This window comes from Kribbella rubisoli (genome assembly GCF_004217145.1).
Lineage (GTDB): Bacteria > Actinomycetota > Actinomycetes > Propionibacteriales > Kribbellaceae > Kribbella > Kribbella rubisoli.
Genome location: NZ_SHKR01000011.1, coordinates 1,840,128 through 1,866,209 on the forward strand (window position 1 = coordinate 1,840,128; position 26,082 = coordinate 1,866,209).

Below are 26,082 nucleotides of genomic sequence, written 5' to 3' on the forward strand. Positions count from 1 at the left end.
CTGTGCCACTGCTCGTCGATCCAGCGCTCCCGGACGGAACGCTGCGAGCTGCCACTCAGCCGCGCCTGACGACGAACGACGGATTGGTCTTGCGGCCGTGGCAGCGCGACGACGCGGCCGCTGTGCTGACGGCGTTCGCCTGTCCGGAGATCCAGCGGTGGCATGTTCGCCGGCTCGACACACTCGAGGAAGCAGCTGAGTGGGTCGGCCAGTGGGCCGACCGTTGGGAGACCGAGACGGCGGCGAGCTGGGCGGTCGTCGATGGCGATCACGCCGGGACCGACGCCCGGCACGGTCTGCATGATCTGCCGCTGGGACAGATCGGTCTGCGCAACATCTCGCTCGCGGAGGGGTCAGCCAGCCTGTCGTACTGGGTGACCCCGGCGGCTCGGGGGCGGTCCGTCGCCGCAAGATCGGCCGACGCGCTATCCGCCTGGGCGTTCGAGTCGATCGGCTTCAACCGGCTGAACATCCAGCACTCCACCGTCAACACAGCGTCCTGCCGGGTCGCCGAGCGAACCGGTTACGGCGTCGAGGGCACGTTGCGGCAGGCGATCAAGCACGCCGACGGCTGGCACGACTGGCACCTCCACGGCCGACTGCGCACCGACGGACAGACCTCGTTCAACAAAGTGCTCACTCGGTGAGCACTTTGACTGGAATGGTGGTGGTCATCAACAGGGAAGACCCGAGGAGAGGACCACCACGATGTTGCGAGGATTCGCCACCGTCAGCTTCTACGCCGCGGATGTGAAGGCGGCACGCGCTTGGTACGAGGAGCTGCTCGGCATCAAGGCGTACTACGCCGTGCCGACGGCGGATGACCCGGCGTACGTCGAGTTCCGCTTCGGCGACTTCCAGTGCGAGCTGGGCATCATCGACGCCAAGTACGCGAGCCACCAGGTCACCTCGGGCCCCGCCGGCGCGGTCATCCACTGGCACGTCGACAACCTCGAAGCCGAACTCCAGCACTTCCTCGACCACGGCGCCACCCTCCAAGAACCGATCACCGAACGCGGCAACAACACCGGCTTCCGCACGGCCTCCGTGGTCGACCCCTTCGGCAACCTCATCGGCATGATGAACAACCCGCACTACCTCGAGATCTTCGAAGGCCTGAAGAGCGCTTAAAAGTTGCCGCACTGCGCTCGAAGTCGCCGCAGTGCGCTCGAAGTCGCCGCGGTCGGTCAGAAGTTGCCGCGGTGGGTGAGGGCGGTGGTTATTTGGGCGGCGGCTTCTTGGAGGTGCGGGAGGGCCTCGGTGCGGAGTGAGGTGGGGGTCGAGCGGGAGGCGTGGGCGGAGACGTTGAGGGCGGCGATGACGCGACCGCGGGCGTTGTGGATGGGAGCCGCGATCGAGCGAAGGCCCTGCTCGAGCTCCTGGTCGACGAGGGCGTAGCCGTCCGTGCGGGCCTGGGTGATCGTGGCGCGCAGGTTCTCGGCAGACGTGACCGTGCGCTGCGTGAGCGCCTCGGCCTGCAGCGAGTCGAGGTACGACGCGAGCTCGTCCTCCGGCAGGCCCGCGAGGAGGACGCGGCCCATCGAGGTCGGGTACGCCGGGAGGCGGGCGCCGACACCGAGCGCGACCGTCATGATCCGGCTCGTGGGGACGCGAGCGACGTACACGATGTCAGGAAGGTCGAGCGTCGCGATGGAGCAGGACTCGCGGGTCTTGGCGCTGAGCTCTTCCATGAACGGGCCGGCTAGCTCGCCGAGATCCAGCGACGACAGATAGGCCCAGCCGAGGGCCAGCACGCGCGGGGTGAGTGAGAAGCGGCGGTGGTCGCTGCGGACGTACCCGAGCTCTTCCAGCGTGAGCAGGATCCGCCTGGCGGTCGCAGGCGTGATGCCGACCGCTCGCGCCACCTCGCTGAGCGTCAGCGACGGCGCATCGGCGGAGAACGCGCGGATCACCGCGAGCCCGCGCTCCAGGCCTTGCAGAAACGTGCCTGTAGACGCGTCACTCGCCATCGGCTAGCCTACTTTTCGTTGAAAGAAGAACTATTCGCTGAGCGAAATCCTATCGGAGCTGCCGATGCCGCGTCCAGCAGAACCGGGACGAGCGGAGCCTCAGGCCGGGTTCGTGCACACGTTCCTGCCGGGGCGAGTGGTGTTCGGAGCGGGCTCGCTCGACCAGGTGGCCGGCGAGGTCGAGAGCCTCGGCGTACGGCGGGCGCTGGTCGTGGCGACCAGATCCGCACGCGACGCGGCGGACGTGGTCGAGGTGCAGCTCGGCGACCGGTTCGCAGGGCGGATCGATGGTGTGACCCAGCATGTGCCGACCGCGGTCGCGGAGCATGCCCGGGCGAAAGCGCATGAGCTCGACGCCGACGGGGTCATCGCCATCGGCGGCGGCTCGGCAATCGGCCTGGCAAAGGCGGTCGCCCTCACCAGCGAGGTAGCGATTGTTGCGGTGCCCACGACGTACGCGGGGTCCGAGATGACGCCGGTGTGGGGCGAGACGTCCGGCGGAAGCAAGACGACCGGCACCGACCTGAGGGTGCTGCCGCGCGTTGTCGTGTACGACCCGGTCCTCAGCCAACACCTGCCGAAGAAGGTCACCGCAGCAAGCGTTGCCAACGCGATCGCGCACTGCGTCGAGGCCGTCTGGACACCGAAAGCCGACCCGATCACCGAAGTGACTGCGGTCGAAGGACTCCGCGCCCTCGCCACCGGCCTCCGCCGAACACTTGCCGAGCCACTAGATTTAGATGCCCGCAGCAACCTTCTGTACGGCGCCTGCTTGGCCGGCTCGGCGTTGGCGACGGCCGGGACGGGACTGCACCACAAGCTGTGCCACCTGCTGGGCGGCACCTACAACCTCCCCCACGCGGAAACGCACGCAGCTGTGCTGCCGCAAGTTGCCCGCATCAACGCGCCCGCAGTACCCCCATCAAAAGCACGACTGGAAGCTGCGCTCGGCACCACAGACCTGGCAGCCGGACTGTTCGACCTGTTCACGGAGGCGGAAGTTCCGACCAGCCTGAAGGAACTAGGGCTGACCGAGGACCAAGCGCGAGAAGCAGCGAAGGCGTTCAAGCCCACCGACAACCCGATCCCCGTGACCGAGGACCTGGTGCGCGAGATCCTCACCCGCGCCTGGGCCGGCACGCGACCTTGATGAACCTTGATGAACGAGGAGACCGATGGACCTGCAAGGCGATGACCTGACCGAGGCGGTGGTGGCCAGCTTCGACGGCAGCGAGAGCGACCGCTACAAAACAGTGATGAGCGCCCTCGTCCGCCACCTGCACGCGTTCGCGCGGGAGGTGGAGCTGACCGAGGACGAGTACTTCACCGCGATCGATTTCCTCACCCGGACCGGCCAGATCTCGACCGGTACGCGGCAGGAGTTCGTGCTGCTGGCCGACGTACTCGGGCTGTCGATGCTCACCGTCGGACTCGGCAACCGCAAGCCGCCGGAGGCCACGCAGTCCACCGTGTTCGGCCCGTTCTTCGTCGAGGGATCGCCCGAGGCACAGCTCGGCGACGACATCGCGAACGGCGCCCCGGGACAGCCGTGCCTGGTGAGCGGCAAGGTCCTCAACACCAAGGGCGAGCCGATCGCCGGCGCACTCGTCGAGACCTGGCAGGCCGATGAGGACGGGTTCTACGACGTACAGAAGGATCTCGACGGACCGCAGAACCGGGCGCACCTCGCAACCGATGCCGAAGGCAACTACCGGTTCTGGGCGGTGAAGCCGGTCGCCTACCCGATCCCCGATGACGGCCCGGTCGGCGAGCTGCTGCGGGCCGGCGGCCGTGGCCCGATGCGTCCGGCGCACATCCACTTCATGGTCACGGCTCCCGGCTACAGCCGGCTCATCACCCATGTCTTCGCGGCCGGCGACGAGTACCTCGACACGGACGCGGTCTTCGGAGTCAAGCAGTCCCTGATCGCCGATTTCACCGAACACCAAGACGACGACAAGACCTACTACTCCGTCGAGTACGACCTGGTGCTCGCGACCACCGAGGAGACGCAGCAGTGATCACGACAGACGTCCTCATCGTCGGCAGCGGCCCCGCCGGCGGCGCCGCGTCGCTCTTCCTGTCCACGTACGGCGTCGACAACATCGTCCTGACCCGGTACGGCTGGACCGCGAACACGCCCCGCGCGCACATCACCAACCAGCGCACGATCGAGCTCATGCGCGACATGGGCATCGAGGACAAGGTCAACGACAACGGCACCGCCCACGACCTGATGGGGCAGACGGCGTTCTGCACCAGCCTCGCCGGCGAGGAGATCGGCCGGATCCGCACGTGGGGCACGCATCCGCGCCGGCTCGCCGACTACACCGAGGCGAGCCCGTGCCTGCCGTGCGATCTCCCGCAGACGCTCTTCGAGCCGATCCTCGTCAGCACGGCGGCCAGCCGCGGCGCGCAGCTCCGCTTCAACACGGAGTACCTGTCGCTCGAGCAGGACGACGACGGTGTCACCGCGACGGTCCGCGATCGGCTCAGCGACACGACGTACCAGATCCGGGCGAAGTATCTGATCGGCGCCGACGGCGGACGCAGCAAGGTTGCCCAGGACATCGACCTGCCGATGGCCGGCGCGATGGACATCGAGGGTTCGATGAACATCGTCTTCGAGGCCGACCTCAGCCGGTACGTCGCGCATCGCCCGAGCGTCCTGTACTGGGTCCTCCAGCCGGGCGCCCAGATCGGCGGGATCGGCGCCGGCCTGGTCCGCATGGTCCGCCCGTGGAACGAGTGGCTGATCGTCTGGGGCTACGACATCAACCAGCCCGCGCCGGTGGTCGACGAGGCGATGGCGACCGAGATCGTACACAACCTGGTCGGCGACGACACCATCGACGTGAAGCTGAAGGGTACGTCGGTCTGGAGCGTCAACCACATGTACGCCGAGAGGGCGTCAAAGGGCCGCGTGTTCTGTATGGGCGACGCGATCCACCGGCACCCGCCGAGCAACGGTCTCGGCTCGAACACGTCGATCCAGGACGCGTACAACCTGGCGTGGAAGCTCGCACTGGTCCTGAAGGGCCAGGCCTCCCCCGAGCTCCTCGACACCTACAACGACGAGCGGGCGCCGATCGCGAAGCAGATCGTTGACCGCGCCAACAAGAGCCGCAACCAGTTCGGGCAGATCTTCCGCGCGCTCGGGATGACGCCGGATGCGCCGGCCGGGCGGACGATCGAGTCCCGCAAGGACGACACTCCCGAAGGCGCAGCACAGCGCGAGGAACTACGGCAGGCGATCGAGCTCAAGGACTACGAGTTCAACGCGCACGGCGTCGAGCTCGGGCAGCGCTACAAGTCATCCGCCGTGATCGAGGACGGTACGCCCGAGCCGCCGTACGAGCGGGATCACGAGCTGTACTACCACCCGACGACCTGGCCGGGCGCCCGGATCCCGCACTGCTGGCTGACCCGCGGTAGCGAGACCGTCAGCACGCTGGACGTGGTCGGCAAGGGCCGATTCACGTTGCTCACCGGCATCGGTGGCGACGCGTGGGTGAAGGCGGCGCAGTCTGTGTCCGAGCACCTCGGCGTACCGATCGAGCCGTACGTGATCGGGCCGGGCCGTGAGCTGGACGACCTGTACGGCGACTGGGCGCGGGTGCGCGAGATCCCGGACGAGGGCTGTCTCCTCGTCCGTCCGGACGCACACATCGCCTACCGCTCGTTCGAACAGCCCGACGACCCCACGGGTGCGCTGCAGCAGGCCGTCAGCGCGCTCCTAGGCCGCGCTTGACGCTTCGGAGCGGAGGATCTGGTCGAGGATCGCCGAGATCTCCGCGGTCTCGGCGTCCAGCAGGGTGATCAGCGCGACCCGCGACGTCTCCGTGCGCGCCTCCAGAGCCGCCGCGCTCAAGGCGCGCACGGTCCCCAGCTCGTGTATCAGTTCGTCCCACAGAGCGTTCATCAACAAACCCCCATGATTCCCGTCACAAACCCGACGACATGCTTGATGCACGCCGAACCCCCCGAGTTGGGGCTGACTTTGGTCGAGAAGCCTCACTTCTGTCACCGGGTACAACGCGGCACCCCGGGCGCACGTTACGGATGTGTCAAGAATTTCCAGCTGTGAGGCGGGACGACGACCGCGTCCTCGACCGGGAACTCAGCGTCGGAGTCCGAGACGTTGAGCAGGAGCAGCACCCATTCGTCGCCGTGGCGAGCGCGCAGGGCGATGGTCTGATTGGTCACGTGCTCGACCGTCGTCCGGGCGCGGGTGAGCCACGAGTGACGGCGCCGCAGGCCGATCAGCTCCTGGTGCAACCGGTACGTCGGCCAGCCGTCCGGCGCGAGCCCGTCGGGCGTGTCCGGAAAGGCAGGGCGTATCGCATCGTCACCACCGACGCGGTCCTCCTTGAGACCGCGGAACGCCTGCTCATCCCCCGAGTAGACGCTCGGCACGCCGCCGACCGCGAACAGGATCGCGAGCGCATGCCCGAGATGCCGCTCGTCCTCGAGGCGGGTCGCGAGCCGCGTCACGTCGTGGTTGCCGACGAACGTCTGCGGGACGAACGTGTCGAGCAACGCGTTGTGCCGGCCCAGCGCGTGCGAGAGCTCGAAGAAGTTGCCGTCGTTCAGTGAGCTCCAGATCGCTTTCCACAGTTCGTACTGCGTGACCGAGTCGAGCCCGCTCTTCTCGACGTACTCGGCGTAGTCCCCGTGGATCACCTCGCCGAAGTACCAGGCGTCCCGGTCTCGCGGCAGGACGGCGCGCCAGAATTCGGGCGGCACGGCGTACGCGACGTCGAGGCGCCACGCGTTCACACCGCGGTCGAGCCAATGGCGGACTACGTCGCCGACGTACTGCGCGACGGCGGGGTTGCTGTGGTCGAGGGCAACCAGGTGCTCGTGGCCCTCGAAGGTAGCGCCGTCGCTGCGGAACCACTCCGGGTGGACGAAGGAGCGAGCGACGTGATTGAAGACGCCGTCGAGGGCGATCCGCAGACCGCGGTCGTGCGCCTTCGCGACCAGGCGGTCGAAGTCGGCATCGTCGCCCAGGCGAGGGTCGATGCGGAAATGATCGATGGTGTCGTAGCCGTGCGTCTCCGACGCGAAGATCGGCCCGAGCAGGAGCCCGTTGCAGCCCAGCTCGATGGCGTAGTCGAGCCAGTTCTCCAAGTGCGCCAGGCGGGCCCCAGTGCGATCGGCTGTGAAGCCGAGAGGGTAGATCTGCCACCAGATCGCGTGGTCAGCCCACATGTCTTCTCCTCAACAGCAAAGTAGGAACGATCGCGATCAGGCAGCCGATCACGGTGTCGATGAGCCGGTACCCGACGGTCGAGAGCTCCGGCGTACGGCCGAGGTCCATCAGCAGGACTACCAGCGGGGTCATGACGGTGGCATAAGCAGCGTAGTTGCGTTCCTTCAGCAACGGCCGCAATCCGGCGAGGACACTGACGACCGCCACGATCACCCAGGACGGCGGGACCCACAGGATGAGCAGGCCGCCGATCAGTACGCCGGCACAGGTCCCGGCGCAGCGTTGTGTTGCTCGGAGCAACGATCCGCCACGGCGACGTACGACGATCACCACCGCCAGCGCGATCCAATACCCCTTCTCCTGATGCCATAACTCGCCCATCACCTCCGCAACAGCAAGCGCGGGCACCAGCTGCACGGCGTACCGCCAGCCGTCGAACTGCCGCAGCTTCCCGCGCCACCGCCGCCACAACTGCCGGTACGTCGGCCGCGCGGCCTCGGGTCCAGCGGACGAGAACGCCAACCCCAGCAGGATCGACCACGCGACCCCGAGCGCGAACCAGCGAGCCACCTCCCACGGATCCGCCGCACCCAGCCCGGTCGCCATCACGAGAAACGTGACGAACCGCGTCGTCGCGTCCGCCGTCCACCGGCTGAACCCACCCACAACAGCGGCCACCGCCGACAACCCCACCACGCCGGCCGCACCACCCGATCCCCGCCCACCAAGCCACACCCCGACCAACGCGGCGACCGTCACGACCGCCCCGAGACCACTTTGTGCACCGGCCAACCACAAGAACCGCCTGCGAATGGTTGATGCGCGCCCAAGGTGCGGCATGGCCAGGGCGCCGAGTGCCGCGAAGGAGGCGTGGGCGAGGTGGTCGGTGGTGACGCCGTACGTGATGGGAGCGGCCATCGCGAGCGCCCCGGTGACCAACTGGGCCGGAACGACAGGTGTGTCCCGAGACCAGTGGTTTACGCTCATAGTAAGCTAAGCTTAGCATCTCCAAGCGTCAGCAAAGGTAGGACAGTAAGTGGAAGCGTACGATACAGCGGTCGCGCTCCGGCGGACGAGCACTCGGCTGGCCCTGCGGCTGCGGGCTGAGCGGACGGGTGACGGACTCGGCAGTACGGGCGTTGCCGTGCTGGGCCAGCTGCACCGGCGGGGAGCGCTGACGGCAAGCGAGATCGCGGCGGCCGAGCGTGTGCAGCCACAGTCGTTGACGCGGGTCCTGGCGAGCCTCGAGGAGCAAAACCTCATCAAGCGAGAGCAGGACGCCCAGGACCGCCGCCGGCACACGATCGAACTGACCGACGACGGGCGGCAACTGCTCCGCGAACATATGAAGAGCTCCGACGACTGGCTCGCCGAAGCCATCGAAACCCGGCTCAACCCGACCGAGCGGGCAGTACTTCAGCTGGCCGCGGGGATCCTGGATCAGCTGCTCGACGGCTGACCGAAGGTGTGGCGGCGGATCCACGCATGCATGGCGATCGCGGCCGCTGCGCTGGCGTTGATGGAGCGAGTCGAGCCGAACTGTGCGATCGAGAGGACAGCTGTGCAGATCGCATGCGCATCATCGGTCAGCCCGGGACCCTCTTGACCGAAGAGCAGGACGCATTCGCGCGGTAGGTCGTACGTCTCCAGCGGAACCGAGCCCGGCAGGTTGTCGATTCCGATCACGGGCAGCTCGTGCGACCTGGCGTACGACGCCAGGTCTGCCAACGTCGGCTGGTGGCGGACGTGCTGGTACCGGTCGGTGACCATCGCGCCGCGGCGGTTCCACTTGCGGTTGCCGACGATATGGACCTCCGCCGCGAGGAAAGCGTTCGCCGTCCGGACGACCGAGCCGATGTTCAGGTCGTGCTGCCAGTTCTCGATCGCGACGTGGAACGGGTTCCGCTGCCGGTCCAGGTCCTCGACGATCGCCTCGAGCTTCCAGTACCGGTACTTGTCGACGACGTTGCGCCGATCACCCTCGGCGAGCAGCTCCGGATCCAGCCGCGGATCGTCCGGCGGATCGCCTGCCCACGGGCCGACGCCGACCTCGCTCGGCCCGACCATGTCCGCGCCCCGGAGGTCGCTGCTCAGCTCATGCACAGGTCGGGACGCTACCCTGTCCGCGTGCTTCCTCTTGTCGCGATGCTGATGCCCAACTGGATGGACCCGGAGTACCTCCTGAACTGGATGGGTAACTGGGCCCTCTGGGGCACGCTGATTGTGGTGTTCATCGAGTGCGGGGTGTTGTTCCCGATCCTGCCCGGTGACTCACTGCTGTTCGCGGTCGGCCTGTTCATCGCGCGCGGCACCATCGACGTACCGCTGTGGCTGGCTTGTGTGCTGCTGACCGTGGCCGCATTCCTCGGCAACGTGTCCGGCTACTACATCGGCCGAGTCCTGGGGACGTCGCTGTTCCGCAATCCGAACGCCCGGATCCTGAAACCGAAGTACATCGAGCAAACGCATGAGTTCTTCGAGCGATATGGTCCGCGCGCGCTGGTAATGGCCCGCTTCGTGCCGATCGTCCGCACGTTCGTCACGATCGTCGCGGGCGCCGGGAAGATGGATGCCCGCAAGTTCTTCGTCTGGACCGCGGTCGGCGCGGTGCTCTGGGCGCCGACGATCACCCTGCTGGGTCACGCGCTCGGCAACGTCGAGTTCATCCACAAGAACCTCGAAGCCGCGCTTGTCCTGCTCGTGCTGATCTCGCTGATCCCGATGCTCGTCGAGTACCTGCTCGCCCGGCGCCGCAACCGCAACAACAACTCCGACGGCCCGGGCGCCGCGAAGCACGCCGCGCCGAAGCACGCTGTCACCAACAATCACACCGACTGAAGGTCAGTGCCCGAAGGGAAAGTGCGGGTCCGACCAGACGAAGTCGGTGCTGAGTAGCGACAGGTCAGCGACTTCGACCGGGCCGAGCAGAAGGGGACCCACCACCTGGCCGGAGCCGAGTGAGCATGCCACCCGGATCCGGTCTGCCGCCTGGTACCAGACCAGCGCCCCCCGTGGCGCCGCCCCTTCACGGAGCAGGTCGTGGTGGTTGAGCCAACCAACCGCATCAGCCGCGTCGTGCCAACCGCTGTCGTGCGCATAGCCGAACGCCATTCGCTGAAACTTCAGCGGCCAGTCCTTCCAGGCCGCCGATCCGAGACGTTCCAGCTGCCAGTTCAGCGCCGCCTCGTTGTCCCGCGGGTTCACTACCCGCGGGACGTTCGGGCGCTCCACGGCAACCTCCCCCCAGGCCATAGGTTCTCTCCCCCGATTCCCCCGAAAACCCCGAAAACCTCGGTCTGTGCCGTGGCATGGTCAGATCCTGTCCGACCGCGATACAGCCGCCGTACATTGCTTCTCAGCCGGCCGCGACGCCTGCTTCGGATCCGGCCAGCATCCGGCGGCAGTCGGCGGCGGCGCTGTCGTTGCCGGCCTGCTGCCACACGCGCGCGGCGCGCTCGAGGGTACGGCGGGCGTTGTCGAGGCTGCCCGTGGACAGGTACAGCTCGCCGAGGTGCTGCGCCGCCTCGCCCTCGACACTGCGATCGCCCAGCCGGTGGCCGATGTCGATCGCGTCCAGCAGAGTCTTCCGCGCCGCGGCAACCTCACCGCGCTCCATCAACGCCTGCCCGAGAAGCGCCCGGGTGTACGCCGCACAGTGGTCGTCGCCCATCCCGTCGAAGATCGCCAACGCCTTCCGCAGCTGCCGTACCGCCTCGTCGTGCCGTCCTTGATTGACGCGGAGCGCTGCGATGCGGCGTCGTACCTTGGCCTCCCGATGCGCGTCGGCCCGGCGTACGGCGATCAGGAATGCCTGCGCCAGAAGGCTTCGCGCGGTATCCAGGTCGCCGCGGCCCAGGTACACGTTCGCCGCCGCGGTCCGCGCCAGTGCCTCGGCGTTCCCGTTGCCGTCCTCGACGAACGCCTCGATCGCCCGCTCGTACTGCGCGAGCCCCTCGTCGCGCTGCCCGCGTTCCCGCAGCCACGTGCCGAGTCCGACGGCCACCACGCCCTCGCCGAGCCGGTCACCGACCTCGGCGAACACCTCCGCGGCCGCGTCGAAGTGCCGCCGTGCGTTGTCCCAGTCGTCCTGGTAGACGGCGAGCTGGCCGAGGTTGCGGTGCATGATCGCTTCGCCGTGCCGGTCGCCGCACTCGATCGCACTCAACAGACCCTGCTGGTGCGAACCATTCCAGTCGTCGAATCCGGCCCGCAGGTCGAGGTACGGCCCCCACGCCGCCGCGATCCGCCACGCGTGGTCGTGCAACCCGTTCTGCGCCGCAGCTCGGATCGCCGGCACGAACGTACTGCGTTCGCTGTCCAGCCACGCGATCGCGTCGGCCTCGGTGAACGGCGACGGGTCCGGCGCCGTCAACGGCCCGGTGTGCTCGAGGACCCCGAAGTACTCGAAGGACAAGGCGTCGTTCGCGCGGCGGATCTTGTTCAGGATCGCCTCGACGACGGTCTCGACGTCTCGGACGGCTTGCGCCTTCTGCTCGTCGTCGCCAACCCCGAGCGCGTGCAGCCGCAGCAGGTCGTGGACGCGATAACGCGCCGTACCGCGGTGGTCGACCGAGCTGATCCGGACCAGGTTGACCTCGATCAGCCGGTCCAGACTTCGCCGTACGGCGGCCGGCGACGCGACCGCCTCCAACGCGCGGGCGGAGAAGACACCGACCGCGAAGTGGCCGATCAGCCTGTACAGCCGGGCCTCTTCCGGACTGAGTGCGTCGTAGCTCAGGTCCGCACTGGTCCGTACGGCGAGCTCGCCGATGCTCAACTCGTCCAGTCGCGAGGTCTCGTCCCGCAACCGCCGAGCCAACTCCCGCGCGCTCAGATCGGGCCGCTGCGCCAACCGACTGCCGACGATCCGAATCGCCAGCGGCAGGTTCGCGCACGCAGTCAGGATCTCCTCGGCTTCCGGCGAGGACGCGTCGATCCGCCCAGATCCAGCCACCGACGACAGCAGTACTGCGGCCTCGCGGTCGTCGAACGTGTCGAGCGGCATGCTGTCCGCCCCGGCCAGGTCCATCAGCCGGTTGCGACTCGTCACTACGACTGCCGACGCGCCGGTACCGGGCATCAGCGGCGTGACCTGACCGGCCGCGGCGACGTCGTCGAGGATGATCAGCACCCGCCGGCTTGCCAGCTCGGACCGCAGCATCGCGGACCGGCGCTCCGGATCGGTCGGGATCGCGAAGTCCGGCAGGTTGAGGCTGAGCAGCAGATCGGTGAGTGCCGCGGCCGGATCGCGGGGCTGAGTCGCGCCGTGCATGTCCAGGTAGATCTGCCCGTCAGGGAAGTACTCCCGGACCAGATGGCCGAGCCGAACGGCCAGTGAGGTCTTTCCAGTCCCCGGTGCGCCCGAGATGACGGCGATCGGCGGCCGGACCGGGTCCCGACCGCAGACCAGGTCCCGCAGCTGCTCGAGATGGCCCTGCCGCCCGCTGAAGTCAGCCAGGTCGAGCGGCAGCTGGCTCGGCGGCCGGACCGGGTCGGTCAGCTCGGGCGCGGCCATCGGTCCGGGTTGTGCGGTCGGCTCGGGGCGTTCCGCCGTACGGTCTGCTGGGATGCCGGGGTTGGGCCAGTTGGCCGAGCGACCGTTCTCGGCGCGCGCACCGGCGGCCTCCAGCTCCGGACCAGGCTTGATATCGAGCTCGTCAGCGAGCGTCTTCACTGCCTTCTGGTACTCCGCCCGCGCCTCTCCGACCCGGCCGGCCGCGACCAGCGCGTCGACCAGGCGTCGCCAGAGCTGCTCGTCGTACGGGTCTTCGGTCAGACGGGCGCTGAGTAGCACAGCCGCGCCGCTCGCGTCGCCGTACTCGAGCCGCAGGTCCAGCAGGTTGTCGACGAGTCCGCGGTGCTGCGCCTCAAGGCGGGCGATCGAGCCCTCCCACGCCGCGGGCATCGGCAGATCGTCGAGCGGACGGCCGCGCCACAGCGAGTACGCCCGGGACAGGACCTGCATCGCCTGGCGTCCGTCGCCGGCGTCCCGCAGGTGGCCGCCCTCGGCCAGCAGCGACTCGAACAGGCTGGCGTCGAGTTCGTCGACGCCCACCTCGATGCTGTAGCCCGCTGCCGAGGTGTCGATCGGCGCGGGCAGCCCGGCGTCCTGCAGCACGCTACGCAGGGCGCGGACATACGTCCGGATGTTCGCAGTGGCCGACCGCGGCGGACTGCTCTCCCAGAGCGCGTCAGCGATCAGATCGGTCGAGACGAACCGGTTCGGGTGCAGCAGCAGGGTCGCGAGCAGCTGGCGCGGTTTGGCGGCCTTCAGCGGCTGCCCCTGGACGTGGACGAGTCGCAGTGGTCCGAGGATCGCGTACCTCAGACTGTCCACTCGTCCGACCTCTCCACTCTTGAACCGGCTTATCGTGTCATCCGGTCGCACCATGCGGAAGCCCGATGTACGCCGGATGTATCTCGCTGCGGCACTGTTGACTCAGGTACCGGGGGGAGGGCAGGCCCGGGTGTGGCGACTTGACCGCCGTCACTCCGGGTCTGGCACTGGGAGAGAGTCCGGGGTCGGGGGTCCTGGGCTACGGGGATCCGGTGCCTACTGGCCACCGGTGAATGGCGGCTGACCGTCCTGTGGAGCGGGGGAACCCGCAGGCGGGCCGCCCACCGGTGGCTCTCCCTGTCCCTGGTACTGCCCAGGCGGCGGGTACTGACCGGGCTGACCTTGGTACGGCGGCTGCGCGGGAGGCTGCTGGTAGCCGCCCGGGATCGGCTGCGGCGGCGACTGGTAGTTGCCCTGGTCACCCGGCATCTGCGGGTGGATCTGCCCCGACGACGGCGCGCCCGGCTGCATCTGCGGCGGCGCCTGCTCACCGGCGACCGAGCCGATCGTGCCGAACGACACCTGCGGTACGGCGCGGACCTGCTCGTCCTTGACCTCGAAGTACCCGGCCTTCTCGAACTTGAAGCCGCCCGCGATCAGGTTCGACGGGAAGGCCTCGATCCGGGTGTTGTAGTCACCGACGTTCGCGTTGTAGAACCGGCGGCCGGCCGCGATCCGGTCCTCGGTGTCGGTCAGCTCGCGCTGCAGGCCGAGGAAGTTCTGGTTCGACTGCAGCTGCGGGTAGGCCTCGACCGAGATCATCATCTGACGCAGCGCACCGGACAGCTGACCCTCCGCCGCGGCCCGCTGCTCCGGGGTCGCGCCCTGCACGTTCACCGCCTGGGTGCGCAGCCGGGCGACCTCCTCGAACACGTGCCGCTCGTGCGCCGCGTACGCCCGGACGGTCTCGACCAGGTTCGGGATCAGGTCGTACCGGCGGTGCAGCTCGACGTCGATCTGCCGCCAGGACTCCTGGATCAGGTTCCGTTGCTTGACGAACCGGTTGTACGACGTGATCAGCATGATCGCCAGAATGACGATCACCGCGACGATCACGATGATGACCCAGACCATGACGAGCTCCCGAGAGTTGGCAGTGCTGACTGCGACTCTACGGGCAGGTGGGTCCGCTCGGTGGTTACTGAACGCGGGGGTCTATCCCGGCGTAGTCGCGCCAGACGTACGGCGGGACGTTCTCGATCACCTGCTGGAGCAGACCGAGGCGGTTCATCAGCTGGTTCGGGTCATGGTCGCCCTTGCCCCAGCCGACCAGCGAGTTCCCCTCGGTGCGCCAGCCGATCTCACCGCGGGCGAGCAGCAGCTCCATCATCCGCGGGGTGACCACCGCGTGGCCGAACCGCTCGTCGTCGGCCTTGACCCGGAACGCCCGGTTGAACTGCTCGCTCTCGAACTGGATGTCGCGGAAGCCGAACGCGTTCGCGACCGCGCCGCCGAAGATGCCCTCGTGCGTCACCTCGAGATGCGGCAGCGCCCCCGGGAGCTGCATCACGACCACCGCGTAACGGTGCGTCGTGGTCCGACGCTGACCTCGCCCGTTGGTCGTGTGGGTCTGGTAGCTGTAGTCGAAGGCAACCATCGGGTGCCCGTTGTACGGACCGGACAACACGTTCTTGACGCGGTAGTTGTCGCCGGTACGAAACGGCGTACCCGACCACTGCCCGGCCAGGGAGGGGTTGGACGGCACGTACGACCAGCCCTGCTGGGCCGCGAGACTCGAGAACTGTTCGCGGCGCTTCTTCGCGCGGTAGTAGTTGAAGTAGGCGAGACCGACGCCGACCACAACGGCCACCCCGACGAGCAGGAGGGTGCTGGCCTGCATCAGTTCAGCCCCAGGTCCTCGAGCCCGAACACGGTCCGGTACTCCAGGCCCTCCGCCTCGACCCGCTCCTGCGCCCCGGTCGCCCGGTCCACGATCACGGCAACCGCGACGACCTCGGCCCCGGCTTCGCGCAACGCCTCGACCGCTGTCAGCACCGATCCGCCGGTGGTCGAGGTGTCCTCGACCGCGAGCACCCGCCGGCCCTTCACATCCGGACCTTCGATCCGCCGCTGCAGCCCGTGCGTCTTCTCTGCCTTCCGTACGACGAACGCGTCGAGCGTCCGGCCTTGCTGAGCAGCGGCGTGCAGCATCGACATCGCCACCGGGTCGGCCCCGAGCGTGAGCCCGCCGACAGCGTCGTACTCCAGGTCCTTGGTCAGCTCGAGCATCGCCGGACCGATCAGCGGCGCCGCAGCCGCATCCAACGTGATCCGCCGCAGGTCGACGTAGTAGTCAGCTTCCTTCCCCGAAGCCAACGTCACCCGCCCATGCACGATCGCCTTGCTCTTGACCTGTTCCAGCAACCCGTCCCGGTCGTAGCTCATGGGCGTTGAGCTTAGAACACGGCTGAGCTCACGATTTCTTCTGGACCTTGACCAGGTGGCCGAAGGCAACCGAGCGGTCCGGGGAGTGGAAGAGGTCCTGGCAGGTGGTGAGGGTGATGATCGAGGTGGTGGGGGCTTCGCGCTTGCCAGGGACCGGGTCGAGGACCCAGGTGTCGGTCGGCTTGACGGTGAGGTCGCGGGGCGAGCCGTCCAGCTCGTAGGTGTAGACAGCGTCCTGGGTCTCGACGACGACCTGGTCACCCTTCTGCAGCTCGAGCAGCTTGCGGAACGGGGAACCGTGCGTGACGCGATGCCCGGCGATCGCGAAGTTGCCCGGCTGGCCCGGCAGTTGTGTCTGCGGATAGTGCCCGATCCCGCGCGCCAGATCGTCCGCGTCGACACCCTCGACGACCGGCTTCTGCCAGTCGGCGCCGAACCGTGGGATCCGCAGCAGCACGAACGGCTTCCCGGTCGACGGCTTCACGACCGCAGGAGCCTTCCACTGGTTGCGCAGCGAGTCCTCCGCCTTGCCCATCTGGTGGTTAGAGCTGATACCGGTACCGAAGTACTGCCACCCCACCCACCCGAGCAACCCCACGCCCACCACCAGGAACACGATTCCGAGTCCCCTGACTACTCCCCGCATATGTCCAAGTATGCAGTTCGGCTGTAAAGGCTGTGCACGACGTGTCGATGGACGGGGATGGTTGCCCGGGACGACGATGTGGGCATGAAGGCGCTCGTGAAGGCTGAGGCCAAGCCCGGTCTGTGGTTGCAGGATGTTCCGGAGCCGAAGATCGAGGCCGACGAGGTCCTGATCAAGGTCCTCCGTACCGGTCTGTGCGGCACCGATCTGCACATCCAGAACTGGGACCCGTGGGCACAGAAGAACGTGCCGGTGCCGATGGTGACCGGGCACGAGTTCTGCGGCGAGGTGGTCGAGATCGGCGTCGGCGTACGCGATGTCGCGGTCGGCGACCTGGTCAGCGGCGAGGGCCACCTGGTCTGCGGCCGCTGCCGCAACTGCCGGGCCGGCCGGCGCCACCTGTGCATCAAGACGCGCGGGCTCGGCGTCCACGTGCCGGGAGCGTTCGCGGAGTACGTCGCTCTGCCGGCGACCAACGCGTGGGTGCACAAGGACCCGGTGGACCTCGACGTCGCCGCGATCTTCGACCCGTTCGGCAACGCCGTACACACTGCTCTGTCGTTCCCGCTGGTCGGCGAGGACGTGCTGATCACGGGCGCCGGCCCGATCGGTGTGATGGCCGCCGCGGTCGCGCTGCACGCCGGTGCACGGAACGTGGTGATCACGGACCTCTCGGAGTACCGGCTCGACCTCGCTCGGAAGATCGGCGTCACCCGCGCGGTGAACGTCGGCGAGGAGACGATCGCGGAGGCGCAGCAGAGCCTCGGCATGCGCGAGGGATTCGACGTCGGGATGGAGATGTCCGGGCAGCCGGCCGCGCTGCGCGACATGCTCGCGAACATGACGCACGGTGGCAAGATCGCGATGCTCGGCCTGCCGTCGGACGAGATCGCGATCGACTGGGGCACGGTCGTGCTCAACATGCTGACGATCAAGGGCATCTACGGCCGGGAGATGTTCGAGACCTGGTACTCGATGTCGGTGATGCTCGAGCGCGGGCTGGACCTGACGCCGGTGATCACCCACCGGTTCGGGTACGGCGACTTCGAGCGCGCGTTCGACGTGGCGCGCGCGGGGCAGTGCGGCAAGGTGATCATGGACTGGACGGCTGAATCTCTGGAGGAGAAGCACTGATGTTCGGACGGATGCGGGATGACCTGACGGCGACCATCGGCGAGATCCGGGACGCCGGGCTGTACAAGTCCGAGCGGGTGATCACCTCACCGCAGCAGTCCTTGATCTCGGTTGCGTCGGGCAACGAAGTACTCAACTTCTGTGCGAACAACTACCTCGGACTGTCCGACCACCCCGAAGTTGTCGCCGCAGCCAAGGAGGCCCTCGACCGGTGGGGGTTCGGACTGTCCTCGGTGCGCTTCATCTGCGGCACCCAACAGATCCACAAGGACCTGGAAGGTGCCCTGAGCAACTTCCTCGGCACTGAGGACACGATCCTCTACAGCTCCTGCTTCGACGCGAACGGCGGACTCTTCGAGACGCTGCTCGGCGCCGAGGACGCGATCATCTCCGACGAGCTCAACCACGCCAGCATCATCGACGGCGTACGGCTCTCGAAGGCCAAGCGCTACCGGTACAAGAACCGCGACATGGCCGACCTCGAGGCCCAGCTCAAGGACGCCGCCGACGCGCGGTACCGGCTGATCGCGACCGACGGCGTGTTCTCGATGGACGGGTACGTCGCCCCGCTGGACGAGATCTGCGACCTGGCCGAGCGGTACGACGCGCTCGTCATGGTCGACGACTCGCACGCGGTCGGCTTCGTCGGGTCGGACGGCGCCGGTACGCCGTCGTTGTTCGGCGTGAAGGACCGCGTCGACATCGTCACCGGCACGCTGGGCAAGGCCCTCGGCGGCGCGTCCGGCGGTTACGTCTCCGCCCGCCGCGAGATCGTCGAGCTCCTCCGGCAGCGCTCCCGCCCGTACCTGTTCTCGAATTCCCTGGCTCCGTCGGTCACCGCCGCGTCCCTGAAGGCCCTGGAACTCATCGGCTCTTCCAGCGCCCTGCGCGACAAACTGGCCGCCAACACCCAGCTCTTCCGCACGAAGATGACCGAGGCCGGCTTCAACGTCCTCCCCGGCGACCACCCGATCTCCCCCGTCATGATCGGCGATGCCGCCGAGGCCGGCCGCCTGGCCGACAAGCTCCTCGACCTCGGCATCTACGTCATCGGCTTCTCCTACCCGGTCGTCCCGCAGGGCAAGGCCCGCATCCGGGTCCAGCTCTCCGCCGCCCACTCCACCCAAGACGTAGAAACCGCCATCGCCGCCTTCATCGAGGCCCGGGCGGCCCTGGCGGGGTAGCCGCCTCCGGACGCGGCTGTCCGAGGGCTTGTTCGAGCCGCGCGGAGACCGCGTCCAGGTCCGATGGCATCGTGATCGGCGTGGCGGAGGCCAGCAGGTTCTCGATGTCGCCGCGGGCTGCCCGGACGGCGTCCCGGAGGGTGCGGGCCCGGGTGCCGGCGGCTTCGTCGGGCGCCGAGCGTTCGAGTGCGGTGAGCTTGTCCTCGGCCGTTACGACCCGGCTCGACTCGACGTTCCAGGCGCCGGCGGCCTGCTCCGGGGAAGGCTGCCGGCGGAGCTCCGGGATCAGCCCGCGGGCGAACCACGCCACCTCGTCCTCGCCGGACGCGAGGTCGTCGCGCCAGGCCTGGCGACGGCGCGACCTGATCAGCAGCGGAATCCCCACGGCGAGCGCGACCACGATCGCCGCCAGCACCCACCACAGCCAGGTAGGTGCCCCGCCCGTCTCGGCCGACGTGGGTTGGGTCGAGGACGTGGTCGCAGCCGACGGCACGACCGACGCTGTCCGGGTCGCCGTGGTGGTCTCGGTCTGCGTGGCCTTCCTGGTCTCCGTGGCCCTGGTCGTCTCGGTCTCCGTGGCCCTGGTCGTCTCGGTCTTCGTCGCCCCGGTGGTCTCGGTCTCCGTCTGCGTCTTGGTCGTTCTGGAGGTCTCCGGCTCGGTCGACGTGGACGTCGTTGCGGCCGACTTCTCCGCGCGTTCGGGCGTACGGGTCGCGCTCGGAACTGTTGCGGTCACCGACGGCACCGAGGCCGGCGTACGCGTCGACGAGCCCGACGGCCGCTCACCGGACCCGCCACAGGACACGAGCAGGAACGCTGCCAGCACCAGACCAACCGCTCGCATCATCAGTGGACCCCTCCTGCTCGATGGCGCGCAGCTCGTGCTCTCCCGACGAAGATCGCACCTGCGAGGGTGGTCCGACTCATCCCGGCGGGGCGATATTCGGACCGCCCACTGCCCCACTTGTCGGTCCACGCAGGCAGGATGTGGGCATGTCGGTTCTGAGTGCGAGGGCGGTCAACCGGGCGACGCTGGCCAGGCAACTGCTGCTGGAGCGAGCGGACGTCCCGGCGGTTGACGTGGTGGGACATTTGGCCGGGATGCAGGGGCAGGAGCCCAAGCATCCCTATGTCGGGTTGTGGACCCGGATCGACGGGTTCGTGGAAGCCCAGCTGGATCAGGCCGTCGCGGCGCGGGCTGTGGTGCGGGCGACGATGTTCCGGGGGACGTTGCATCTGGTGACAGCGGCGGACTACCTGCGGTTCCGGGTGACGGTGTCGCCGGTGCTCGAGGCCGGGTTGCGGGTGCTCGGAGATCGCGGCGCGGGGCTGGAGCCGGACAAGGTCGTCGCGGCGGCGGAGAAGTTGCTGGCGAACGAGCCGCTCACCTTCACCGAGGTGCGGGACGCGTTGCAGGAGCAGTTCCCGGAGGTGAACGAGCGGGCGCTCGGGTTCTGCACGCGGATGCTCGTGCCCCTGGTGATGTATCCGGCCGACGTGCGATGGTCCTGGACAGCGAACTCGCGCTTCACGCCGGCCGAGGAGTGGATCGGGAAGAAGCTGCACAAACGCGCCGAGCCGGCCGAATTGGTCACGCGTTACCTGCAGGCCTTCGGACCGGCCACGCCGGCGGACTTCCAGACCTGGTCCGGGCTGCAGAAGGCCAAGCCGTTGTTCGACGAGCTCGAACTGGACACGTTCACCGACGAGGCCGGCAAGACGTTGTTCGACGTACCGGACGGACCGCGGCCCGATGAGGACACTCCGGCGCCGGTGCGGTTCTTGCCGGAGTTCGACAACGTGCTGCTCTCGCACGCGAAACGGGAGCGGATCATCGCCGACGAACACAAGCCGCACGTCTTCACGAAGAACCTTCGCGTCAAGGCGACGTACCTCGTCGACGGGCTGGTCGCCGGGCTGTGGACGGCCGAGAAGAAGCGTGGTGTGGCCACTCTCACGATCACGCCGTTCGGCAAGTTGCTGAAGAGGACGCAGGCCGAGCTGGAGCGTGAGGGCAGCGCGCTGATCCGTTTCCTGGAGCCGGATGCGAAGACCCACGAAATGGTTACTGCCGGTTAATGAGGTTGTTGTCACACGTCGGATGACTGGGCCAGAAACCCTTTGCCGGGTGGAATGGGCAGATGAGCACAGTCCCCTCCATCACTCTGGACAACGGCGTCGAGATCCCGCAGCTGGGCCTGGGGGTCTGGCAGGTCGAGGACGAGATCGTCGCCGATGTGGTGACCCGCGCGTTCGAGACCGGCTACCGGCACATCGACACCGCCGCGGCGTACCGCAACGAAGCCGGCGTCGGGCGAGCGATCGCCGCGTCCGGCCTGCCCCGTGACGAACTGTTCATCACCACCAAGCTGCAGAACAGCGACCAGGGCTACGACTCCACGCTGGCCGCGTTCGACAAGAGCATCGACCAGCTCGGCCTCGAGTACGTCGACCTGTACCTGATCCACTGGCAGTGCCTGAAGAAGGACAAGTACGTCGACACCTGGAAGGCGTTCGAGCAGCTGTACGCCGACAAGCGGATCCGCGCGATCGGCGTCTCGAACTTCCACGAGCCCGCACTGCGGCGGATCTTCGAGGAGACCACGATCCGCCCGGCGGTGAACCAGATCGAGCTGCACCCGGCGCTGCCGCAGGACGAACTGCGCGCGTTCAACGCCGAGAACGACATCGTCACCGAGGCGTGGAGCCCGCTGGCCTCCGGCGAGCTGATCGACGACGCGGCGCTGAAGACGATCGGCGCGAAGTACGGCAAGTCGGCGGCCCAGGTGATGATCCGCTGGCACCTTCAGCTCGGCAACGTGGTGATCCCGAAGACCAGGACCGCGAGCCGGATCAAGGAGAACTTCGAGGTCTTCGACTTCCGCCTCGACAACGACGACATGGCAACGATCGCCGACCTCGAAACCGGCGTCCGCACCGGCGGCGACCCGGACGTCTTCGGCTGAACACCCCTCAGATCAGCTCGAGGAAGCGTTCCAGCACGGGCGAGCGGTTGTCCGGCGACCAGGCTACGGAGAGTGGCCAGGGTGGTAGGTCGTCGGACAACTCGCGGTAGACCACGGCGTCCGGGTTGGTCGGTGGGGTCGGGCTGATCAGCAGGGAGACCCCGAGACCGGCCGCGACCAGCGCCACGATCGTCTGTACGTCGGCGGCCTGCTGGATCCGCGGGGTGAATCCGGCCGCCCGGCAGAACCCGATGATGGTGTCGTGCACGACGGGCCCGCTCGGCCGCGAGTAGAACACGAACGGCTCGTCCGCGAGCTCCGCCAGCCGCAGCCGCTTCCGCCGAGCCAACCGATGCCGCGCCGGCAGCACCGCCACCAGCGAATCCTCGGCGACCACCCGGGACGCGAGTTCCGGCGCCAACCGCACCGCCGCCGTCGCGTCGGCCGGCGCCGTCGGGCGCAGCAACCCGACGTCGATGCGCCCGTCCCGCAGGGCCTCTGTCTGCCGCAGAGTTGTCCACGACTCCAGATCGAGCACAACCTCGGGATACGCCCGTCGGAACGCGCCGAGGATCTGCGGCAGCGGCTCGAAGGTTGCCGACTGCACGAATCGCAGCCGCAGCGTTCCGAGCTCACCGCGTTGCGTCCGCTGCGCCGCGCGGACCGCTTCTTCCGACCGCCGCAGCAGGTCCTGGGCCTCGGCCAGGAACGTCGCCCCGGCAGCCGTCAGCACGAACCGCCGCTTCACCCGGGCGAACAACTCCACGCCGAGATCACGCTCGAGCGCCGCGATCTGCCGGCTGAGCGACGGCTGGGTCAGGTGCAGCCGCGTCGCCGCGCGCCCGACGTTCATCTCCTCGGCCACCACCACGAACGACCTGAGCTGCCGTAGTTCCATGACCCCAATGATGCATCAGACACATCAACTCTGCGCAGAACTTTCATTGGACGTATCAAGGCCACGGTTCCTACTGTCGAAGTGTCGAAAGGAACCACCGTGCACTACGTACCGTTCTCCGTGATCAAGTCGATCCACGAGCAGACCCACTCCGCCACGCCGAACGCACCGCTCCGGCCATATGTCCCGAGACGTCACCCGATCCGCGACGCCGTACGGCGCTGGCGGGAGCGCCGGACGCCGGCTCCGCAGCCCGTCGAACTGACCCTGATCGCATCTTCAACCGGCCCATGCAAAGCTGAGGTCCGTGATCGAGGTACGACGCCTGCGGGTGTTGCGCGCGCTTGCTGACCACGGGACCGTGACCGCGGCGGCCGAGGTGCTGCATCTGACGCCCTCGGCCGTCTCGCAACAACTGGCGGCACTGGAGTCCGAGGTCGGCCAGGAACTGCTCGAACGCCGCGGCCGCCGGGTCGCGATCACCTCCGCCGGCCGCCTGCTCCTCGAACACACCGACACGATCCTCTCCGAGGTCGAACGGGCCGAGGACGCGATGCGCCTGCACGCGAACGGCGCCAACGGCGAGGTCCGCATCGTCGCCTTCGCGACCGCGATCACGCTGCTCGTCGCGCCGGCCCTCCCCCGGTTGCGCGAGACCACGCCCGGCCTCGATCTCGTCGTACGCGATGCCGAGGGCCACCAGGGCATCACCCATCTGCTCGACGGCGACGCCGACCTCGCGATCGCCGTCGAGCACCGCGGTTCACCCCGCCCCGGCGACCGGCGTCTGGTCCGGATCCCCTTGTACGCCGAGCCTTTCGTCGCCGTCCTGCCGCCGACGCACCCGGCTGCGGACCAGGACACGATCGAGCTCGCGATGCTTGCGAACGACGACTGGGTGATGACCGCGCCGGGTAACCCGATTCGCGACGTCGTCGTCCTCGCCTGCGAGCAGGCCGGATTCCAGCCGCGGATCGTCCACCAGTCCGACGACTTCCGCGCCGTCGCCGCCCTTGTCGCGGCGGGCGGCGGCGTCTCGCTCGTCCCCCGCCTCGCCGTACCGGAGCCGACACTCGCACTGATCCGCCCGCTCCCGGACCCGGTCCCAACCCGCCGCGTGTACGCCGCCGTCCGCGCGAGCCGCGCAGATCACCCGCTCATCACCGCGACCCTCGACGTCCTGACCGAGGTCGCCGAGAAGCTGTAGTCAGTTGGAGATCACCACGGTCTTTCGGATCAGGTCGGCGTTGTCGACCGCACTGAGCAGGTACGCCGCGACGTCCGCTCGGGTCATCGAGAATCCGCCGCGCACCGTTCCTTCGGTGTTGCTGCGGAATGTCCCCTTCGCAGCGCCGTTGGTCAACCGAGGCGGACACGCGATCGTCCAATCCAGATCGCTAGCCCCGACGACGGCCTCCATCCGGCGGGCGTCCGCGAACGATTCCCGCAGGATCCGTTGCAGGATCGGCTTCACGGCGTACTTCGTGAACGGGTCGTCGCCTGTGCTGTGAATACCCGCCACACTCACCACGAGGAACCGTCGTACTCCACTCTCGCCCATCGCCTGCAGGATGCTCCGCGCACCGTCGGTGAGGACTGTGCTCAGCCCGGACGGCCGCGGTCCGAGCGCCGACAGCACCGCATCGTGACCGACCATGACCGATGCGATCGCGGCAGGATCCATCACGTCCGCCGTCACCAGGTCGACCAGCCCGCCGGCGACTCCGGCCCTCGCGGCGACCAGCCGGAGCTCCGGTAATGCCACCTGAAGACTCGATCCTTCGCGGACGACCGCCGTGACCGTGTGGCCGGCCGCCACGCCTTGGCGCACCAGCTCGGTCCCGATCCGGCCGGACGCCCCGAAAACCACCAGCTTCATCGTCAACCCCTCCAGGTTAGTGAACACTCACTCACCATGGTTAGTGAACACTCACCAACCTGTCAAGATAGGCTGCCGCCCATGGGGACGAGAGACGACATCCTGGACGCGGCCGCGGAGGTGCTGCGGACGCAGGGATTCGCGCGGGCCACGACCAAGTCGATCGCCCAGGTTGCCGGGTACTCCGAGGCCGCGCTCTACAAGCACTTTGCGGACAAGGCCGCGATCCTGCTCGCCGTCATGCACGAGCGGATGCCCGAACTCCCCGGCTCACTCAAGGAGCTGATCGGCAGCCCAGGCTCGGCGACGGTCCACGCCAACCTGATCCGACTGGCCGGGATCGCCATCGACTTCTACGTCGAGGGCTTCCCGATCCTGGTGTCACTGTTCTCGTCCCAGGACCTTCTGACCGCACATCGCCGCCGGCTGCAGGAACTGGACGCCGGGCCGCACAAAGCGCAGGAAGGCCTGGTCCGCTACCTGCAGGAAGAGCAGAAGCTCGGCCGCGTCCGTCGTACCGCGGATGTCGGAGCCGCGGCCGCCCTCCTGTTCGGCGCCTGCTTCCAGCGCGGCTTCGAGGTCAACTTCACCGGCTTCAGGCCATCGCTCGAGGAGCACAACGCGTACGCCGGCGCGCTCGGCCGGACGATCTACGAGTCCCTGCGCCCGAACCCGCTCAAGCGCGGCGTCGGCCGTCCAGGCCCACGGTCGAGACCCGCGCGATGAGTGCTCGCGGGATGAAGCGGGTCCCGGCGACGATCAGCTTGTAGCGGCGGCTCGGGATCGAGATCGCCTTGCCGCGCATCAGGTCCTTCCAGGCCGCGTCGACCAGATCGGTCGCGTCCAGCCACATGAACGACGGGATCAGCGACTTGTCCATCCCCATCCGCTCGTGGAACTCGGTGTGCACGAACCCCGGGCACAACGCCATCACCGCGACGCCCTTCGCGTGCAGCTCGAGCGCGAGCCCGGCCGAGAAGTTCGTCACCCAGGCCTTGTGCGCGCTGTAGACGTTGCGCTGCAGGAATCCGGCCACCGACGACACGTTGATCACGGCGCCGGAGCCACGCTCGATCATCGGCAGCACGGCCGCGTGCGTAAGCCGCAGTACGACGCGAACGAGCAGGTCCAGCTGCTTCTCCTCGACGTCGACCGGGTTCGCCCAGAACGGCTTCTTCTGCCCGAAACCGGCGTTGTTCACCAGCACCTCGATCGGACCGGTGCGGAACCGCTCTTCTACCCGGGCCAGATCGACGGCGTCGGTCAGGTCGGCGGCCAGCACCTCGCACTCGACCCCGTGCAGCCGGGTGATGTCGGTGGCGACCTCCTTGAGCTTGGCCTCGTCCCGCGACACCAGCACGAGGTCGTAACCCTGCAGCGCCAGCTTGTCCGCGAACGCACGGCCGATCCCGGTCGCCGGCCCGGTGATGAGCGCAGTCGCCACGTTCGATCCTCCCGTCGGTGACGC

General features: G+C 68.1%; 28 protein-coding genes. 13 read left to right on the forward strand and 15 right to left on the reverse strand.

Annotated elements, in window-relative coordinates:
• Nucleotides 1-2 precede the first annotated feature (2 nt).
• Both EV645_RS11805 and EV645_RS11810 read left to right on the forward strand, forming a co-directional pair.
• Nucleotides 3-647: a GNAT family N-acetyltransferase gene (locus EV645_RS11805; RefSeq protein WP_130442578.1), complete on the forward strand. Its 645-nt coding sequence runs from the start codon at nucleotides 3-5 to the stop codon at nucleotides 645-647.
• A 61-nt stretch (nucleotides 648-708) separates the two neighbouring features.
• The gene (locus EV645_RS11810) at nucleotides 709-1,131 is read left to right on the forward strand and encodes a VOC family protein (RefSeq protein WP_130442580.1); all 423 of its coding nucleotides are present in this window, start codon (nucleotides 709-711) and stop codon (nucleotides 1,129-1,131) included.
• A gap of 56 nt (nucleotides 1,132-1,187) precedes the next feature.
• Here EV645_RS11810 and EV645_RS11815 read toward each other — a convergent pair whose 3' ends face one another.
• Nucleotides 1,188-1,970, reverse strand: a complete 783-nt coding sequence (locus EV645_RS11815) for an IclR family transcriptional regulator domain-containing protein (RefSeq protein WP_130442581.1) — start codon at nucleotides 1,968-1,970, stop codon at nucleotides 1,188-1,190.
• A 64-nt stretch (nucleotides 1,971-2,034) separates the two neighbouring features.
• Here EV645_RS11815 and EV645_RS11820 point away from each other — a divergent pair, with 64 nt between their 5' ends.
• From EV645_RS11820 to EV645_RS11830, 3 genes are read left to right on the forward strand one after another with little or no spacing between them, the layout of a single operon-like run.
• Complete coding sequence (locus EV645_RS11820) at nucleotides 2,035-3,120, forward strand: maleylacetate reductase (RefSeq protein WP_130442583.1); 1,086 nt, start codon at nucleotides 2,035-2,037, stop codon at nucleotides 3,118-3,120.
• A 25-nt stretch (nucleotides 3,121-3,145) separates the two neighbouring features.
• Nucleotides 3,146-3,991: an intradiol ring-cleavage dioxygenase gene (locus EV645_RS11825; protein ID WP_130442585.1), complete on the forward strand. Its 846-nt coding sequence runs from the start codon at nucleotides 3,146-3,148 to the stop codon at nucleotides 3,989-3,991.
• Nucleotides 3,988-5,721, forward strand: coding sequence for an FAD-dependent oxidoreductase (locus EV645_RS11830; RefSeq protein WP_130442587.1), 1,734 nt, complete (start codon nucleotides 3,988-3,990; stop codon nucleotides 5,719-5,721). The genes EV645_RS11825 and EV645_RS11830 overlap by 4 nt, the downstream gene beginning before the upstream one ends.
• Here EV645_RS11830 and EV645_RS11835 read toward each other — a convergent pair.
• From EV645_RS11835 to EV645_RS11845, 3 genes are all read right to left on the reverse strand, one after another.
• Nucleotides 5,707-5,892 carry a hypothetical protein gene (locus EV645_RS11835; RefSeq protein WP_130442589.1) on the reverse strand — a complete coding sequence of 62 codons (186 nt, stop codon included), beginning with the start codon at nucleotides 5,890-5,892 and terminating at the stop codon, nucleotides 5,707-5,709. The two genes, EV645_RS11830 and EV645_RS11835, sit on opposite strands and share 15 nt — an antisense overlap.
• A gap of 134 nt (nucleotides 5,893-6,026) precedes the next feature.
• Nucleotides 6,027-7,184, reverse strand: coding sequence for an alpha-amylase family glycosyl hydrolase (locus EV645_RS11840; protein ID WP_130442591.1), 1,158 nt, complete (start codon nucleotides 7,182-7,184; stop codon nucleotides 6,027-6,029).
• The gene (locus tag EV645_RS11845) at nucleotides 7,174-8,103 is read right to left on the reverse strand and encodes an FUSC family protein (RefSeq protein WP_130442593.1); all 930 of its coding nucleotides are present in this window, start codon (nucleotides 8,101-8,103) and stop codon (nucleotides 7,174-7,176) included. The genes EV645_RS11840 and EV645_RS11845 overlap by 11 nt, the downstream gene beginning before the upstream one ends.
• A gap of 118 nt (nucleotides 8,104-8,221) precedes the next feature.
• Here EV645_RS11845 and EV645_RS11850 point away from each other — a divergent pair, with 118 nt between their 5' ends.
• The gene (locus EV645_RS11850) at nucleotides 8,222-8,644 is read left to right on the forward strand and encodes a MarR family winged helix-turn-helix transcriptional regulator (protein ID WP_130442595.1); all 423 of its coding nucleotides are present in this window, start codon (nucleotides 8,222-8,224) and stop codon (nucleotides 8,642-8,644) included.
• Here EV645_RS11850 and EV645_RS11855 read toward each other — a convergent pair.
• Entirely contained in the window at nucleotides 8,626-9,252 is a 627-nt protein-coding gene (locus EV645_RS11855) for a TrmH family RNA methyltransferase (protein WP_130443753.1), read from the reverse strand. The genes EV645_RS11850 and EV645_RS11855 overlap by 19 nt on opposite strands.
• A gap of 60 nt (nucleotides 9,253-9,312) precedes the next feature.
• On the opposite strand from EV645_RS11855, the gene EV645_RS11860 reads away from it, so the two are divergent.
• The gene (locus EV645_RS11860) at nucleotides 9,313-10,023 is read left to right on the forward strand and encodes a DedA family protein (RefSeq protein ID WP_242000338.1); all 711 of its coding nucleotides are present in this window, start codon (nucleotides 9,313-9,315) and stop codon (nucleotides 10,021-10,023) included.
• A 3-nt stretch (nucleotides 10,024-10,026) separates the two neighbouring features.
• On the opposite strand, the gene EV645_RS11865 is transcribed toward EV645_RS11860, so the two are convergent.
• The 6 genes from EV645_RS11865 to EV645_RS11890 form a co-directional block, all read right to left on the reverse strand.
• Nucleotides 10,027-10,437 (reverse strand): hypothetical protein, encoded by a 411-nt coding sequence (locus EV645_RS11865; protein ID WP_130442597.1) that lies wholly within the window; start codon nucleotides 10,435-10,437, stop codon nucleotides 10,027-10,029.
• Between the two features lie 103 nt (nucleotides 10,438-10,540).
• A complete protein-coding gene (locus tag EV645_RS11870; protein ID WP_130442599.1) occupies nucleotides 10,541-13,522 on the reverse strand; it encodes an AfsR/SARP family transcriptional regulator in 2,982 nt (993 codons plus the stop codon).
• A 216-nt stretch (nucleotides 13,523-13,738) separates the two neighbouring features.
• Nucleotides 13,739-14,596 (reverse strand): LemA family protein, encoded by an 858-nt coding sequence (locus EV645_RS11875; RefSeq protein WP_130442601.1) that lies wholly within the window; start codon nucleotides 14,594-14,596, stop codon nucleotides 13,739-13,741.
• Nucleotides 14,597-14,660: 64 nt separating this feature from the next.
• Entirely contained in the window at nucleotides 14,661-15,362 is a 702-nt protein-coding gene (locus EV645_RS11880; RefSeq protein ID WP_130442603.1) for a DUF3137 domain-containing protein, read from the reverse strand.
• Nucleotides 15,362-15,907, reverse strand: coding sequence for an orotate phosphoribosyltransferase (gene pyrE / locus EV645_RS11885; protein ID WP_130442605.1), 546 nt, complete (start codon nucleotides 15,905-15,907; stop codon nucleotides 15,362-15,364). The genes EV645_RS11880 and pyrE overlap by 1 nt, the downstream gene beginning before the upstream one ends.
• A gap of 28 nt (nucleotides 15,908-15,935) precedes the next feature.
• On the reverse strand, nucleotides 15,936-16,553 hold the full coding sequence (locus EV645_RS11890) for a class E sortase (RefSeq protein WP_130442607.1): 618 nt from the start codon (nucleotides 16,551-16,553) through the stop codon (nucleotides 15,936-15,938).
• 84 nt (nucleotides 16,554-16,637) lie between these two features.
• On the opposite strand from EV645_RS11890, the gene tdh reads away from it, so the two are divergent.
• Both tdh and EV645_RS11900 read left to right on the forward strand, forming a co-directional pair.
• On the forward strand, nucleotides 16,638-17,687 hold the full coding sequence (gene tdh, locus EV645_RS11895; protein WP_130442609.1) for an L-threonine 3-dehydrogenase: 1,050 nt from the start codon (nucleotides 16,638-16,640) through the stop codon (nucleotides 17,685-17,687).
• Nucleotides 17,687-18,871, forward strand: coding sequence for a glycine C-acetyltransferase (locus EV645_RS11900; protein WP_130442611.1), 1,185 nt, complete (start codon nucleotides 17,687-17,689; stop codon nucleotides 18,869-18,871). The genes tdh and EV645_RS11900 overlap by 1 nt, the downstream gene beginning before the upstream one ends.
• Here EV645_RS11900 and EV645_RS11905 read toward each other — a convergent pair.
• A complete protein-coding gene (locus EV645_RS11905; protein WP_130442612.1) occupies nucleotides 18,840-19,718 on the reverse strand; it encodes a hypothetical protein in 879 nt (292 codons plus the stop codon). The two genes, EV645_RS11900 and EV645_RS11905, sit on opposite strands and share 32 nt — an antisense overlap.
• A 146-nt stretch (nucleotides 19,719-19,864) precedes the next feature.
• Here EV645_RS11905 and EV645_RS11910 point away from each other — a divergent pair, with 146 nt between their 5' ends.
• Both EV645_RS11910 and EV645_RS11915 read left to right on the forward strand, forming a co-directional pair.
• Nucleotides 19,865-20,950, forward strand: coding sequence for a winged helix DNA-binding domain-containing protein (locus tag EV645_RS11910; RefSeq protein WP_130442614.1), 1,086 nt, complete (start codon nucleotides 19,865-19,867; stop codon nucleotides 20,948-20,950).
• A 62-nt stretch (nucleotides 20,951-21,012) separates the two neighbouring features.
• Nucleotides 21,013-21,837 (forward strand): aldo/keto reductase, encoded by an 825-nt coding sequence (locus tag EV645_RS11915; RefSeq protein WP_130442616.1) that lies wholly within the window; start codon nucleotides 21,013-21,015, stop codon nucleotides 21,835-21,837.
• 7 nt (nucleotides 21,838-21,844) lie between these two features.
• Here the strand turns inward: EV645_RS11915 and EV645_RS11920 are convergent, their stop codons facing one another.
• Complete coding sequence (locus EV645_RS11920; protein ID WP_130442618.1) at nucleotides 21,845-22,735, reverse strand: LysR family transcriptional regulator; 891 nt, start codon at nucleotides 22,733-22,735, stop codon at nucleotides 21,845-21,847.
• A 307-nt stretch (nucleotides 22,736-23,042) separates the two neighbouring features.
• On the opposite strand from EV645_RS11920, the gene EV645_RS11925 reads away from it, so the two are divergent.
• Entirely contained in the window at nucleotides 23,043-23,942 is a 900-nt protein-coding gene (locus EV645_RS11925; protein ID WP_130442620.1) for a LysR family transcriptional regulator, read from the forward strand.
• On the opposite strand, the gene EV645_RS11930 is transcribed toward EV645_RS11925, so the two are convergent.
• Entirely contained in the window at nucleotides 23,943-24,641 is a 699-nt protein-coding gene (locus EV645_RS11930) for an NAD(P)-dependent oxidoreductase (protein ID WP_198681553.1), read from the reverse strand. It abuts the gene before it with no gap.
• Between the two features lie 54 nt (nucleotides 24,642-24,695).
• Here EV645_RS11930 and EV645_RS11935 point away from each other — a divergent pair, with 54 nt between their 5' ends.
• A complete protein-coding gene (locus tag EV645_RS11935) occupies nucleotides 24,696-25,340 on the forward strand; it encodes a TetR/AcrR family transcriptional regulator (protein ID WP_157997051.1) in 645 nt (214 codons plus the stop codon).
• Here EV645_RS11935 and EV645_RS11940 read toward each other — a convergent pair.
• The gene (locus tag EV645_RS11940; RefSeq protein WP_130442626.1) at nucleotides 25,291-26,058 is read right to left on the reverse strand and encodes an SDR family NAD(P)-dependent oxidoreductase; all 768 of its coding nucleotides are present in this window, start codon (nucleotides 26,056-26,058) and stop codon (nucleotides 25,291-25,293) included. The two genes, EV645_RS11935 and EV645_RS11940, sit on opposite strands and share 50 nt — an antisense overlap.
• Nucleotides 26,059-26,082: the final 24 nt, after the last annotated feature.